Raw genomic sequence first — 13,078 nt, 5'->3', positions numbered from 1 at the left:
AAGCTGTCAAAACGGCGTCATCAAATGTAATAAAAAAAGAGGAGGGGCGAGTTCACGCTGCAACGTTGTCGGCGGGCATCGGCATTTTCGGGATATCCATATGTTTGCCGATCTGGAGGAGTTTCTGTTCGAATGCCTCCTTGTCCTCGGGAACGAGTGCATATCTGAGCACTTCTTCGATTCTGGTCACCGGAATGATGGAAACCATATCGGAATACCGCTCTTCGATAAGAACATCGGCAAGGTTCGACTGCGGGATAATGATCGTGCGGATCCCGGCTTTTGCGGCTGCCTCGATCTTGTAGGTGACACCGCCGATCGGAAGAACATCTCCTCTTACCGACAGGGATCCGGTCATCGCCACATCCTGCCGGACCGGAATGTCTTCAAGCGCACTAATTACCGCCGTCGCGACGGTCACGGATGCCGAATCTCCCTCTACCCCATTGTATGTTCCAATGAACTGGACATGGATATCGACTTTGCGGATGTCAGTTCCGGAGAACTTCTTGATTAAGGCGCTCACGTTCTTGATTGACTCCTGGGCGATTTCTTTCAAAAGACCGGTCGCAATAACCATCCCTGCGCCCTGCGAGGGGGTAACCTCGGCTGTGATCGGAAGGACCGATCCTGCATCGTTGCCGACAACGGCAAGTCCGTTCACCCTTCCGACAAGATTGCCGGAAACGATCGTCAGATCATAATCCCGGGTCCGACGGATGTACTCGTCGGATATCTGATCCTCAACGGATCTTGCGATCTGTTTTGCCGAGACAACATGATGGACCGATGTGACCGGGGACCCTTCCTGAATGGCGAGATCACCGGCGACACGGACAAGACCGCCGAGATCTCTCAGCTTCACTGTCAGGTGGCCTTTTCTGCCGGACCGGCGTTTTGCCTCGCGAAGGATCTCGGATACCGCCGATGGGTCGTAATGCGGGATCTTACCATCGTTTTTAACTTCCTGAGCTACGAACCTGACGAGCTTTGCCCGGTTTTCAGGCGTATCATTCATGGTCTCGCTCATGTAGACCTCGTATCCGTATCCGCGAATACGGCTCCTAAGTGCAGGGTGCATATGCTGGACAGCATCGAGATTTCCTGCTGCGATCATCAGGAACCGGCATGGAACCGGTTCGGTTCTGACCATGGCTCCAGATGAACGCTCGGACTGACCGGTGATCGGGAACTCGCCTTCCTGAAGTGCCGTCAACAGACTCTGTTGGGAAGAGAGTTCAAGGGTGTTCATTTCATCAATGAACAAAACACCCTTGTGTGCCCGGTGAATTGCTCCGGCCTCTACACGGTCGTGGGCAGGGGTCTCGAGACCTCCCGACTGGAACGGGTCGTGGCGAACGTCTCCGAGCAGTGCTCCGGCGTGGGATCCGGTCCCGTCCACGAAAGGTGCGGTCGAGTCTGGTTTGTTGGAGACGATGAGTTTTGGAACCATCGCAGTTTCTTTGGGCATGAATGAACGAAATGCCATGAAGATAAAGGCCACGGCGACGATACCCATCAGAAGCTGGCCTGAAATCAGAGCGATCCCAAGAATACCAATGACGAGGATGAGAAGCATCGTGTTCTTCGAGGAGGCACGTTTGCGGGCCTCTTCTTTGTGGGCCGCGACGATCTCTTTTCCTCTTCCTGCAGGAACCACCCGGATGATCGGATTATTGTTATCCTCAGGATTCGGGTACGTCAGGATGTCCTGCATTTCCTCTTTCGGGAGGAGTTCGGACATGGCCTTAGCAAGCATCGACTTGCCGGTACCGGGACTTCCGATCATCATGACGTGCCTGCGCTGAGTGGCGGCTTTTCTGATAACATCCACTGCGTGTTCCTGACCGATGACCTGATCGATCAGGGACGGGGGGATTACGAGATCCGCCGTGGTGTCAAACCGAACGCCGCCGAAAAGGTCGGCATCATATCCGTCAGAGGCATACACCTCTTTCACGGGCGAAGTATCCCGCGCCGGGATTTCTTCCGTGACTTGCGCCGGGTTTACATCCAAAACTGTCCCCATAACAGTTTCTTCTGTTTTTTGTCCCGGATTATTCTCATGTTCCATATTGTGTTCCATACCTCAATTAAAGATGCTAATATTTGTACTTGATTATGCTTTAAGTAGTTTCAGTAAGAGATAGTTGTTAGAGTCTTATCATGAAAGTAGTTTATACCGAAAAAAGCCAGGTTCTCGCGGCACGCACGGCGCAGAAGCTCGGCTGTCATCTATCTGAAGTAAAATACACTACATTCCCGGATGGTGAGCAGTCCATACGCATAATGGATGATGATGACCAGATGATAATCATTGCAAGCACGGTCGATCCGGAGTCCACACTGCAGGCAATTCTCCTGCTCGATGCATGCGAGGGAAAAGAGACAACGCTTGTTCTGCCATATATGGGATACGCACGGCAGGACAAGAAGTTCAATGACGGCGAGCCGATCTCAGCACGGGCAATGGCACGGGCACTCTCGACCGGCGCAGACAGGGTCTTTACCATCAATATCCATGATACCTCGATTCTCGGACATTTCCGCTGTCCTGCAAAGAATCTGACGATTGCGCCGGAGATCGGAGCATACATCGGCACAATGGCTCTGGACAATCCGCTGATCCTTTCTCCCGATGAGGGTGCATGGGAGTTTGCCAAAGGCGTGGCGGCGGTTGGAAAATGGGACTGTGATCATCTGGATAAGACGCGGCTCTCGGGTTCGGAAGTTACTATGGCCCCAAAACACCTGGAAGCAAAAGGAAGAGACTGTATCATCGTGGATGATATCATCGCGACGGGCGGTTCGATGGCAAAGGCCGCCGGAATGCTGCTCGAACAGGGGGCAACCTCGGTCCGGGCCGCGGGTGTTCACGGCGTTTTTGCTTCCGGCGGATACATCAAACTTATGCAGGCCGGCCTTGCCGACATTGCATCCTCGGACACGATCGAGCGTGCCTCAAGCAGGATCACGGCATCGGGTGTCATAGCAGACGCCATACGTAAATGAAATATATTCTGGATTCATCCTATTTTTTCGGCGATTATACGCTTGACGGAGAGCTTTTTACCACTCCCGAGGTTGTCAGCGAACTTAAGGATCTGGCATCTAAGATGCGGTTTGAGATCCTTACGGAGAAAGGACTCGTAACGACCGAGCCGGAAGCGGAACACATATTTGCAGCGACAAACGCGGCACTCAAAAGCGGGGATGCAAGAGTTCTCTCAGATACGGATATTTCGGTCATCGCTCTCGGCCTGACACTGGATGGCACGGTGATTTCCGATGATTTTGCCGTACAAAATGTCTGCCGGCATCTGAAAATATCAACCAAAGGTATTCTGCAGAGAAATGCCAAGAAAAAGGTCTGGAAAAAAATATGTTCGGGATGCGGAGCAGAGATTCCGGCAGATGAGGAAGACTGTCCTATCTGCGGTTCTGCTCCGATCCGGCGCGGGACGGAAAAAGGAAAACGACGGTAACGAATATTTCAGATCAGCCGTCTTCTGATAAACCAGGATATTTTAGCAGCAAGGTTGTGCAGTCCCTCAGTGTATTTTCTTCTGGAATAATGGATCACCGGATCGAGTATGCTGAGGTTTCCCTTCTCGTCAATGACTGAAACTGCCCCGTGACCGCAGCATAATCTGAGACACTTCCCATTTTTCCTTAGTTCGGCATCGAGCTCAACAGCTAGTCTCGTTAGTTCGGTCCTTTCCTTTCGTCCGATCTCACTGTTGATATTGACGGAATTGATAAGGTAATCCGGGATCGACCCATAGATCAAACGCCAGGGGGAGAGCGAGGCAAAGTTCAGAATGGCATCGCTCGTAAAGAGCAGACCTTGTGTTGGTTCGTAGAAGAAGAGCTGACCGGCAAGATGACCGCCGAGACTTTGCCAGACCTCGAAGGTAAGTCCGGCAAACGTGATTATGTCGATGACCGGAAAGATCCCCCGCATCTTCAGCGGCTCGGTTTTGGAAAGGATATACTCTTTCGGGTATGCCAGTTGGGAAAAAGTGTTCACCGTAGTTGTATAGACATGCTCCAACAGCAGAAGATCATTCGTGGAGGAAAAGGAGCGGGAGCCGTTTTCCAGAAGCTCTTTCGTGATCGGATGAACAAACGGCGGAACGGGCAGCAATCCGGTTATTCCAACATGATCGGCATCCCCGTGAGTACAGAGAACATGTTTTACATCGGAAAAATCGCCGAGACCAAAATCGCCGAGCGTCTGTACCCAGTCAGCATAATTGACCCCGTATCCGGCATCGATGAGCAGTTTTCCTTCTTCAGTCTGGAAAAGGTGGATACATCCTCCGCCGGGCGGCTGCATCGACCAGAGAACACAGGTGTCCGAGAGAACGATCTTCTGGTAATCGACATAGAAATTTTTCCCGGAATTTCCATAGAGGTACAGACCTATACTCTGCATGACCCAGAGAACCTGCTTGGGGTCTTTCCCCATTGAAACAAGTTCCTGTACGGCCGCATCTGCATCAAGGTAGAACTGCTTTTTTTCAGCATCGTTGAACGTGGTGAGATATGGCATGACTTTCTTCTGAAATGATTCAGTCACATATTTTGCCGACATATCTATGTGAAAGATTGAACTTTTCACTTTTAGTAGGTTTCCCATCTTTTCTGCCGGAAGAACCTGCTTTTCAGCAGAAGTTTCACAAAAGCATATATGCGGAAAAAGCGATTACTTCTCATATGTCTTCCTTAGAAGAGCTCATGGCAAAAGCAAAAGACCTTCATGCTGAAGGCCACTCATCCGGTCAGATCGCTGATGAACTCAGCCTCTCGGTCGATACGGTCACCTGGCTTCTGACGCAGGGAAAGGCCGGGATCGCGGCACCGAAAGATGTACATATCGACTGGACGAACGTCAGTTCGAACACCACACTCCTTGGTGGAATCTCATCCATGATGCTGGCCCATTTTGAGGCAGCAAACGAAGAGGAGGAGGGAGTCGACGCCGTTATCGGAATATCCGTATCGGGTGTACCTCTCGCAACGATGATCGCCGCAGAAGACGGACTCAATCTCGCCATATACCATCCTTCAAAACACAATCCGGAAGGAAAAATCGGATCGATATCCGGAAACTTCAGCAAAGTCTCCCAAAAACGCTGTTTAATTGTGGACGACTGCATCACAACCGGCAACACTCTTACAGAGATCGTAAATTATCTGCGCCGCCACAAAGCCACCCCGGTTGGCATCTGTGTAATCTTTGATAAGCGCGGTGTCAAGGAAATAGAGGGCGTTCCGGTCTACTCGCTGTTTACAATTAAACGTATCGACTGAAGAGTCAATAACCAATACAACATATTTATATAGAAGTCCAATCCACTTTTTTAACATATTAGTACAGGAGAATAACGATTATGGCAAACAACTCAGGTCAGCAGGTCGTCATTTTACGTAATAACGTAGAACGCGTTCCGGGACAGGAAGCACTCCGCTCCAATATCATGGCAGCAAAGGTCCTTGGCAATACAGTGAGAACAACTCTTGGCCCCCGCGGTATGGACAAGATGATGGTTACCCAGGGTAGCGACGATATCGTCATCACCAACGACGGAGCAACAATCCTGCACCAGATCCATGTTGAACACCCGGGTGCAAAACTTGTCGTCGAAGTAGCTGAAACCCAGGACAATGAATGCGGCGACGGCACTACGACCGCAGTTGTGATGGTCGGTTCGTTTATGGAGCAGGCAGAACACCTGATCGACAGCGGTGTCCACCCATCTGTTATCGCAAAAGGATACAACCTTGGTATGCTCAAGGCGCTCGAACTCCTCGAAAAACTTGCGATCGACGTCACGCCGAAAGACAAAAACATGCTGAAACTTATCGCCAAAACCGCGATGACCGGAAAATCCATCGAAAGCATCATGGATCAGGCATGCGATGTTGTTGTCGAGGCAGTTTCCGGTGTTGCAGAAACCTCCGGGAAAAAGACGCAGGTCAATGAAGATGACATCCTTGTCAAGACAAAACGCAGCGACACGATGAGTGCCGAACTCATCAAAGGTGTCCTGATTGATAAAACCAGACTTGACTCACTGATGCCGAAAAAGATCAAAGGCGTCAAAGCAGCCTTCATTGCCGGCCCGCTTGAGATCACCAAGACCCAGACCAAATCCAAGATCAAGATCACTTCAGCAGAACAGCTCTCGGCATTTTCCTCTGCAGAACGTGCGACCCTCAAGGCAATGGCAGACAAGTTTGCTGCGAACGGCGTAAATGTCGTCCTCTGCCAGAAAGGAATCGCCGACCCGGTACAGTATTACCTTGGCGAACACGGCATCTATGCACTTGAGTTCGTTCCGGAAAAAGATATGAAGTATGCAGCAAAAGCACTTGGCGGTCAGGTCATCAACAAACCCGAAGACCTCGCCCCCGAAACTATTGGAACTGCAGGCAAACTCGAGATGCTCGAAGATCTCGAGATGACGAAACTCTCCGAGTGCAAAAACCCGAAGGCAGTGACCATCCTTCTCCGCGGCTCCTCACAGCACCTTGTCGATGAACTCGAACGTGCGATCGAAGATGCAAAACGTGTCGTGCAGGACGTCGTCGAAGATGGTTCCTACACAATCGGCGGCGGTTCTGTTGAGACCGAACTGTCCCTCAGACTCAGGGAATACGCAGCAACCGAAGGCGGCCGTGTCCAGCTCGCCATCGAAGGCTATGCAAAAGCATTCGAGATCATCCCGAAGACTCTTGCAGAAAACTCCGGCTTCGACACCGTTGACAAAGTCATCGATCTCCGTCAGGCACACGCGATGGGCCAGAAGTATGCAGGTCTTGATGTGTTTACCGGCACCGTTGTCGACATGAAGGAACTCGGCGTTGTTGAACCGAAGAGAGTTAAACGCCAGGCAATTCAGAGTGCCTCGGAGACCGCCATGCTTCTCATCCGCGTTGATGACATGATGATCTCCAAAGGCGCCGGCCAGATGTAAATCCGGCCACCAATCCCATATATTTTTTACATTCAAACACGTATGCTTACTACGCGCATACCATAACGTATCGTATAGACACCTGCCGAGGTAGTCTAGTCCGGAAGGGCGGTGGCCTCGAAAGCCACTGGTGGCGACACCTCGGGAGTTCAAATCTCCCCCTCGGCGTTCTTTATTTTTCATTTTAGCTTATATTACCAGAGATATCGATTCTCGGGCAGCTGGATCCCGACGTGTTAACTAAGTTAATAATATTTGAAAAATTAGACTTTTTCAAAATAAAATCCAAAAATTAACCAGAAAAAATATATAGTGAAACTTCGCATTCTCAAGTATACCACATTAAACAAGGTAATATAGATATTCGGAGGTAAAGATGGAATCATACGCGATCCAACAAAACAGCGAAACAAGCTTTACCGTTATCATCACGAGTCCTCATAGTCTTACATGGAGACCCCTTGAATCTGAGGGGATAAGTATCGTCGGGAATGATTGTACTATTGATGAGAATGGGAGTAACTATATCTGGACCGTTGAAGTGGAAAAGCCCGGGACATATGAATTTCGAATCCTGCATCAGAGCGGCGACGGCGTGTATAAGAAACTCGTTATCCCCCTGATTTCAGCCACTTAACCCTATTTTTGGATAATTTGATCAAAACGATAAACGCGATCCATTAAAGTATTTCTTCAGTCATACAGATAGGTATGTCTGTCGTAAAATCCGGTGATACGCTGCAGCTCCACTTCGTCAGCAAACGTCCGGACGGAGAGATATTCGAGAATACCCGCACACAGGAACCGGTAACCGTTATTATCGGAAATAAACAGATAAATCCGGCATTTGAGGAGGCGTTGATCGGAAAAAACGAAGGGGACACGGTGACTGTTGTTCTTCCTCCGGAAAAAGCATACGGGAAATATCTGAAGCGTCTGGTTCTTTCGATAAAACGAAAAAAACTCAAACTCGAACATGCACCCAGTCCCGGCGATATCATCACGGTAGAAGTATTCGACCGGCCATGCAGGGTCACCGTGGTTGACGTTACGGATACGAAGATCACCGTGGATGCAAACCACCCGCTTGCAGGGGAAACCCTGACATACGAAATCACCATAGTCAAGATCGTGAAACATGACTGAACTCAACAGGATTTACGACATGGACTGTGTCGAGGGAATGAGTACGTTAACGCCCGGCATGGTCGATGTGATCGTGACCTCGCCGCCATACAACATCGGGAAAGCCTATACGACCTACGACGATACGATCCCGCGTAATACCTATCTGAAATGGATGAGGACGGTTGCCGAAGAGTCATACCGCGTTCTTTCGGATCACGGTTCCTTCTATCTGAACATCGGCGGGAGCCTGAAAGACCCGTGGATCCCTATCGATGTGGCGCAGGCGTTTCGGGAACAGGGATTTGTTCTTCAGAATATGATCCACTGGATCAAATCCATCGCACTTCCAGATGAAGGAGTGGCAGCCGGACATTACAAACCGATAAACAGTAAACGATATCATAACGACTGTCATGAATTCATCTTTCATTTCACGAAAAACGGCACGGTGCAGATCGACAGGCTCGCAACCGGCGTGCCGTATCAGGATAAGAGCAATGTGAACCGCTGGGGAGGGGAAAAACGCGATCTCAGAGACCGGGGAAACACCTGGTTCATCCCGTACGAAACGATCCGGGAAAGCCGGCCGCATCCGGCGACGTTTCCCATTCAGCTTCCCGTGATGTGCATAAAAGATCACGGATTAGATAAATGCCGGCTGGTGATGGATCCATTTATGGGGATTGGAAACACGGCGATTGCCGCGATCCGCCTTGGCGTCCCGTTTATCGGTTTCGAGATCGATGAGGGCTATAGAAAGGTCGCTAACGAACGAGTTTCAGCAGAACTTCGCAGGGAATCGAATAATCAGGAAGATTGCATTTGAGACTACATCATCTTAAGATTCGTTAAGATCTGTCTGTTGACGGAATTCCATTTGGTTCACAGCCTGAAAAAGAAGAGATGGTCTGAGGCTGCATATTGCCGGATACGACCGATTCATCCGTTTGGGTAATGAGTCTGATCCTCTCGACTCCTCCGACATCTTCGATTACCCGCACGGTGTCCGATGGGACGTACGATGCCCAGTTATCTCCTGCTTTTACCAGAGAACACCACTCTTCGCTTGACAGCACTTTATGGGGACAAAGTCCCGATGGACATACGACATGCCTGCCTGCTTCCAGAAACAGCTGAGATATCAGCGGATTGGAGGTATAGATCTGAGTTACCGGAGGACACATCGAAATCACATGCGAAACCCACAATGAATTCCGCTTAACATCCTCAAGAGGGATGATATATATTGGAATATCAAGATGTATTAGGTCCCTCGAGATCATTAAAATCCGTTCTCCCGCTGTAAACGGATGGCGAACGGTATGACTCATTTGCGCACTGCCGATGCCGATGACAAGTTCATCGACCTCTTCGGCGATTTTTTGAATGAAAGCTTTATGCCCGTTATGATAAGGCTGAAACCTTCCCACATAAAGTCCGCGTATCATGCACCGATTACCAGTGGGCTGTCCAGAGATTCCAGAAGACTCAATACGGACAATGCAGCAAGATAGCTGGTTGCCGGATTTTCCGGAGCCGGAAGATTGCGTATCCGAATATACGCATCTCCAAACTCCCCTTCGAAAAAGATCTCATGCATATTCTGTTCCGCTTTCGGATCGACCCACAACTCGACATCGGCCTCTCTTCCGCATGCAAGCGAGAGAGAGATGGCAACATTCGTATTTTTCGGATACAACGCTACGCAGTCACGGGCTTTTCCGGCGAAAAGACATTTGAAGACGGATTCATTTGAGTTAAGAGAACGGGAAGGTTTTGTCGTTTTCAAAAAAAGCTTATCGACCCGGGAGATTTTCCCGACACGGACATTATCCAGACCCATAATGGCTCCGGATGGAATATGAATCCTTCTATGAAGTTGTTTTGCGGTAGTCAGCAGCTCTTTTCGAAACGCGTCATCTGCAAGAGCTCCAACGCTGAGAAGGATGAGATCCCTGCCGGCAAGCAAAACTTTCTCTGCAAGGTCTTTTACGGCATTGATCGAAGCAACTTCCACAACGATATCAAGCGGCTCCTGCAAAAATGCATCGATATCGGAAAACGGTTTCGCCCCGTATTTGTCAGAAAATGCAGCGACCCGCTCGGGAATAGAATCGTAGGCGGCGACGATTTTGAATGATTTTTGCCGTTCGGCTAATATTGATCCGACATTACCACAGCCGATAACCCCAACTTTCATTGGACTTGAGTATATAGGAGTCATAATTTACTTTTCACCGATTATGAATAAAAGAAAAAATGAGCGGGTTTTAGCGCTCATTTTGGCCCTTTCCTGGCGGAAAGAGAGGTTTTACCTAAGAGAAATTTGACAGACACATTCAGTCTTGAGATGTTATTTGAAGTAGACCCCTACGTCCTTAAGACCATTGTTCATTGCAAGAGTAATTACAAGCGGCGTAATACTTTCAATTACCCCTGAAACTGCCAGTGGTCCCGCATCAAGCGGCTTGAGTTTCGAGACGCTGGATACCAGGTCCATGACGACCTTCTTTGCTTCCTTGTCATCTCCGCATACACAAACACTGTAATCAAGTTCTTCATCAAGTTCCATCCACTTTCCTGATGCAACATTGTTGAACCCTGTACAGAGTTTTGCAGACGAAGGCAGCATTTTCTTTACTGCAAGGGCTGCGGATCCTTCCGCCGGGCGGTCCGGCAGGAAGTATTTTTCTTTCGGGAACCGAAGCATCGGGTTGATGAGTGAAACAACGATCTTGTTTTCAAATGTTTCCTTGCCGATTGCATCAATAGTCGATTCGATTTTGTCGAACGGAACTGAGAGAATAATGATATCAGCATCACAAACACTTGCATTCGTCCCACCATTGCAGACCCCGCCGGTACAACAGCGGTCGTTAAGGCAGCAGGTAACTCCGTCTGCAGCAACGATCGCTTTTGACGGGTCACGAGATCCAATTGCTACGTCGAATTTACCACCGATACAAATTCGACGTGCGAGACCTTCACCGATATTCCCAGTCCCTCCAATTATTCCAACTTTCATGATAGCATTTCCTGATCTAAGGGTGTTTCTATGAAGATAGTTACTAAAAAAATTTGATTTTTATGAGGCTTACCACTCATGAAGATTACTCTTTGATGGTGACAACCGGTTTGATAAGGTCACTTGGTTTGTCTTTCATCAAGAGAAGTGCTTCTTCAATCTTGTCAAAGCCCTTGAATCTGTGGGTGAGTAATGGTGAAAGGTCAAGTTTGCCTACTTCAACGAGGCTGGCGAGCTTCTCCATCCGCAGCCTGCCTCCGGTCATTAATCCGCAGTGGATAAACTTGTTGCTCATACCGCAACCCCACTCGATACGCGGAATCGTGACGAATTCGCCTTTACCAAGGTAGTTGACGTTTCCGATGATTCCTCCGGGCTTGACCATCTTGATTGCTTCCTGCATGGTGTTGACATCTCCACCGGCGATACAGACTTTGTCTACACCTTTGCCATCGGTCTTGTCCAGAACCTGCTCGACAATGTCACCGTTCTTGTAGTTGATGATGTCGGTCGCTCCATATCCGCGTGCTGCATTTGCGCAGTCTTTTCTGCTGCCGACCGCAAGGATGTGGGATGCTCCCATGTGATTTGCTCCGGCAACTGCCATCAGCCCGACCGGGCCGATACCAATACAGCAGACGGTGTCGCCGAGCTTCACATCGGCAAGTTCTGCTGCCTGGAATCCGGTCGGGACCATGTCTGCAATCATTGATGCTTCGGCTACCGGGATAGAGTCCGGAAGAATTGCAAGATTTGCATCAGCTTCGTTTACATGGAAAAGTTCACCGAAAACACCGTCTTTAAAGTTGGAAAACTTCCACCCGGAAAGCATTCCTCCGGAGTGCTGGGCAAAACCGTCCTGTGCTTCAATGGACAGCCAGTCAGGGGTGATTGCCGGAACAATTACACGGTCACCTGGCTTGAAGTCTTTTACCATGGATCCAACTTCCACGACTTCTCCAACAGCCTCGTGGCCGAGAATCATGTCGTGGCGCTCTCCAAGAGCCCCTTCCCAGACGGTGTGAACATCCGAGCTGCACGGTGCAACTGCGAGCGGCGCAACGATTGCGTCAAGCGGTCCGCACTTTGGAGCTTCTTTCTCAACCCAGCCGATCTCTCCGATCCGCTTCATTGCAAGTCCTTTTATTGTTTTTTTCATTCGTGTCACATCCAATAGATATGTATGGTTCTGTCGATTGATGCCTTCAACCACTACTGCCACATGTGATCAAACTGCCAACCAACGAATAACTCTTATGAAGTAGCTTAATAAAAGAATGATGTAACCGAAATTCCGGACACAAAAATAACAACAAATTATTATAAATAATTGTGATTAAATTGGAACTATTAGATTAATTAAGACAAAAATTTCAGAAATTATGCAGAATACGAAAAATATATGTTTTTTGGTTGGGAAAAGAGAGAAATGAAGTTACGTCAGCTTTCTGAAAAGAGCTACATCCAGGGGTCCGGCGAAGATCCGACCAGTCTTCTCCACAAAATGATTGAAATGCGGCGTTGCATTGTGTGAGTCGATTGCTGCCGAATCCTTCCAGCATTCGATAAACGTAAATTTCTCCGGGAACGTTATATCCTGATAAAAATCATACGATACATTTCCTTCCTCTTTTCTGCTGAATTGAACCAATTCCAACGCTAATTCCAATAAATCATCGACAAATTCTTTTTTAGCGGTACATTTCGCGATAATTGTTATCATAAATAATTACTCCATTGCCCATTTGGCAACGGTTCTGTTTTTTCGAGAGTGAAATATAAATCTATTCACGAGACCTGCAAAAAACGTTGTTCGGAAATCAAGGAGCAGATCTATTAAATTAGTTTAGAAAAAATAGTATTAGATTATCGATGTTTGCGCAGTATTGATTAGAGAAAATGAAAATAGTATCCTGACAATACGGACATATACAAAATACCC

General features: G+C 48.7%; 14 protein-coding genes and 1 tRNA gene. 8 read left to right on the top strand and 7 right to left on the bottom strand.

Annotated features, from left to right (window positions below; all coding sequences use genetic code 11):
• Nucleotides 1-52 precede the first annotated feature (52 nt).
• Nucleotides 53-2,074, bottom strand: a complete 2,022-nt coding sequence (gene lonB / locus MLAB_RS04070; RefSeq protein WP_245525982.1) for an ATP-dependent protease LonB — start codon at nucleotides 2,072-2,074, stop codon at nucleotides 53-55.
• A gap of 92 nt (nucleotides 2,075-2,166) precedes the next feature.
• Between lonB and MLAB_RS04065 the strand changes: the two genes are divergently transcribed.
• Nucleotides 2,167-3,012 (top strand): ribose-phosphate diphosphokinase, encoded by an 846-nt coding sequence (locus tag MLAB_RS04065; RefSeq protein ID WP_011833147.1) that lies wholly within the window; start codon nucleotides 2,167-2,169, stop codon nucleotides 3,010-3,012.
• Nucleotides 3,009-3,485, top strand: a complete 477-nt coding sequence (locus MLAB_RS04060) for an NOB1 family endonuclease (protein WP_011833146.1) — start codon at nucleotides 3,009-3,011, stop codon at nucleotides 3,483-3,485. The genes MLAB_RS04065 and MLAB_RS04060 overlap by 4 nt, the downstream gene beginning before the upstream one ends.
• Before the next feature lie 8 nt (nucleotides 3,486-3,493).
• Here MLAB_RS04060 and MLAB_RS04055 read toward each other — a convergent pair whose 3' ends face one another.
• A complete protein-coding gene (locus MLAB_RS04055) occupies nucleotides 3,494-4,555 on the bottom strand; it encodes an MBL fold metallo-hydrolase (RefSeq protein ID WP_187146137.1) in 1,062 nt (353 codons plus the stop codon).
• Between the two features lie 164 nt (nucleotides 4,556-4,719).
• Between MLAB_RS04055 and MLAB_RS04050 the strand changes: the two genes are divergently transcribed.
• From MLAB_RS04050 to MLAB_RS04025, 6 genes are all read left to right on the top strand, one after another.
• Nucleotides 4,720-5,316 (top strand): orotate phosphoribosyltransferase-like protein, encoded by a 597-nt coding sequence (locus MLAB_RS04050; protein ID WP_011833144.1) that lies wholly within the window; start codon nucleotides 4,720-4,722, stop codon nucleotides 5,314-5,316.
• 80 nt (nucleotides 5,317-5,396) lie between these two features.
• The gene (gene thsA / locus MLAB_RS04045; protein ID WP_011833143.1) at nucleotides 5,397-6,983 is read left to right on the top strand and encodes a thermosome subunit alpha; all 1,587 of its coding nucleotides are present in this window, start codon (nucleotides 5,397-5,399) and stop codon (nucleotides 6,981-6,983) included.
• Between the two features lie 84 nt (nucleotides 6,984-7,067).
• Nucleotides 7,068-7,151 (top strand) — tRNA-Ser (locus MLAB_RS04040).
• Between the two features lie 208 nt (nucleotides 7,152-7,359).
• Entirely contained in the window at nucleotides 7,360-7,620 is a 261-nt protein-coding gene (locus tag MLAB_RS04035; RefSeq protein ID WP_011833142.1) for a hypothetical protein, read from the top strand.
• A gap of 74 nt (nucleotides 7,621-7,694) precedes the next feature.
• Complete coding sequence (locus MLAB_RS04030) at nucleotides 7,695-8,129, top strand: FKBP-type peptidyl-prolyl cis-trans isomerase (protein ID WP_011833141.1); 435 nt, start codon at nucleotides 7,695-7,697, stop codon at nucleotides 8,127-8,129.
• On the top strand, nucleotides 8,122-8,937 hold the full coding sequence (locus MLAB_RS04025) for a DNA-methyltransferase (RefSeq protein WP_048062014.1): 816 nt from the start codon (nucleotides 8,122-8,124) through the stop codon (nucleotides 8,935-8,937). Before MLAB_RS04030 ends, MLAB_RS04025 begins: the two co-directional genes overlap by 8 nt.
• A 22-nt stretch (nucleotides 8,938-8,959) precedes the next feature.
• On the opposite strand, the gene MLAB_RS04020 is transcribed toward MLAB_RS04025, so the two are convergent.
• From MLAB_RS04020 to MLAB_RS04000, 5 genes are all read right to left on the bottom strand, one after another.
• The gene (locus MLAB_RS04020) at nucleotides 8,960-9,559 is read right to left on the bottom strand and encodes a nicotinamide-nucleotide adenylyltransferase (RefSeq protein ID WP_011833139.1); all 600 of its coding nucleotides are present in this window, start codon (nucleotides 9,557-9,559) and stop codon (nucleotides 8,960-8,962) included.
• Nucleotides 9,556-10,311, bottom strand: coding sequence for an aspartate dehydrogenase (gene nadX / locus MLAB_RS04015; protein ID WP_048062013.1), 756 nt, complete (start codon nucleotides 10,309-10,311; stop codon nucleotides 9,556-9,558). The genes MLAB_RS04020 and nadX overlap by 4 nt, the downstream gene beginning before the upstream one ends.
• A gap of 153 nt (nucleotides 10,312-10,464) precedes the next feature.
• Complete coding sequence (gene npdG, locus MLAB_RS04010) at nucleotides 10,465-11,136, bottom strand: NADPH-dependent F420 reductase (RefSeq protein WP_011833137.1); 672 nt, start codon at nucleotides 11,134-11,136, stop codon at nucleotides 10,465-10,467.
• A gap of 85 nt (nucleotides 11,137-11,221) precedes the next feature.
• Nucleotides 11,222-12,295 carry an NAD(P)-dependent alcohol dehydrogenase gene (locus MLAB_RS04005; protein WP_011833136.1) on the bottom strand — a complete coding sequence of 358 codons (1,074 nt, stop codon included), beginning with the start codon at nucleotides 12,293-12,295 and terminating at the stop codon, nucleotides 11,222-11,224.
• A 276-nt stretch (nucleotides 12,296-12,571) separates the two neighbouring features.
• The gene (locus MLAB_RS04000) at nucleotides 12,572-12,859 is read right to left on the bottom strand and encodes a putative quinol monooxygenase (RefSeq protein WP_011833135.1); all 288 of its coding nucleotides are present in this window, start codon (nucleotides 12,857-12,859) and stop codon (nucleotides 12,572-12,574) included.
• Nucleotides 12,860-13,078 lie beyond the last annotated feature (219 nt).

The sequence above is a fragment of the Methanocorpusculum labreanum Z genome, from assembly GCF_000015765.1.
Taxonomy (GTDB): Archaea; Halobacteriota; Methanomicrobia; order Methanomicrobiales; family Methanocorpusculaceae; genus Methanocorpusculum; species Methanocorpusculum labreanum.
This window is presented reverse-complemented; position numbering and strand designations above follow the sequence as displayed.

What these genes read in the sequence shown, in the direction of transcription:
- MLAB_RS04050 (WP_011833144.1), top strand. Translation starts at nt 4,720, where the DNA reads ATGTCTTCCTTAGAAGAGCTCATGGCAAAAGCAAAAGACCTTCATGCT.
- MLAB_RS04055 (WP_187146137.1), bottom strand. Translation starts at nt 4,555, where the DNA reads ATGCCATATCTCACCACGTTCAACGATGCTGAAAAAAAGCAGTTCTAC.
- nadX (WP_048062013.1), bottom strand. Translation starts at nt 10,311, where the DNA reads ATGAAAGTTGGGGTTATCGGCTGTGGTAATGTCGGATCAATATTAGCC.
- MLAB_RS04005 (WP_011833136.1), bottom strand. Translation starts at nt 12,295, where the DNA reads ATGAAAAAAACAATAAAAGGACTTGCAATGAAGCGGATCGGAGAGATC.
- MLAB_RS04030 (WP_011833141.1), top strand. Translation starts at nt 7,695, where the DNA reads ATGTCTGTCGTAAAATCCGGTGATACGCTGCAGCTCCACTTCGTCAGC.
- MLAB_RS04020 (WP_011833139.1), bottom strand. Translation starts at nt 9,559, where the DNA reads ATGATACGCGGACTTTATGTGGGAAGGTTTCAGCCTTATCATAACGGG.
- MLAB_RS04025 (WP_048062014.1), top strand. Translation starts at nt 8,122, where the DNA reads ATGACTGAACTCAACAGGATTTACGACATGGACTGTGTCGAGGGAATG.
- npdG (WP_011833137.1), bottom strand. Translation starts at nt 11,136, where the DNA reads ATGAAAGTTGGAATAATTGGAGGGACTGGGAATATCGGTGAAGGTCTC.
- MLAB_RS04065 (WP_011833147.1), top strand. Translation starts at nt 2,167, where the DNA reads ATGAAAGTAGTTTATACCGAAAAAAGCCAGGTTCTCGCGGCACGCACG.
- lonB (WP_245525982.1), bottom strand. Translation starts at nt 2,074, where the DNA reads ATGGAACATGAGAATAATCCGGGACAAAAAACAGAAGAAACTGTTATG.
- MLAB_RS04000 (WP_011833135.1), bottom strand. Translation starts at nt 12,859, where the DNA reads ATGATAACAATTATCGCGAAATGTACCGCTAAAAAAGAATTTGTCGAT.
- MLAB_RS04060 (WP_011833146.1), top strand. Translation starts at nt 3,009, where the DNA reads ATGAAATATATTCTGGATTCATCCTATTTTTTCGGCGATTATACGCTT.
- thsA (WP_011833143.1), top strand. Translation starts at nt 5,397, where the DNA reads ATGGCAAACAACTCAGGTCAGCAGGTCGTCATTTTACGTAATAACGTA.
- MLAB_RS04035 (WP_011833142.1), top strand. Translation starts at nt 7,360, where the DNA reads ATGGAATCATACGCGATCCAACAAAACAGCGAAACAAGCTTTACCGTT.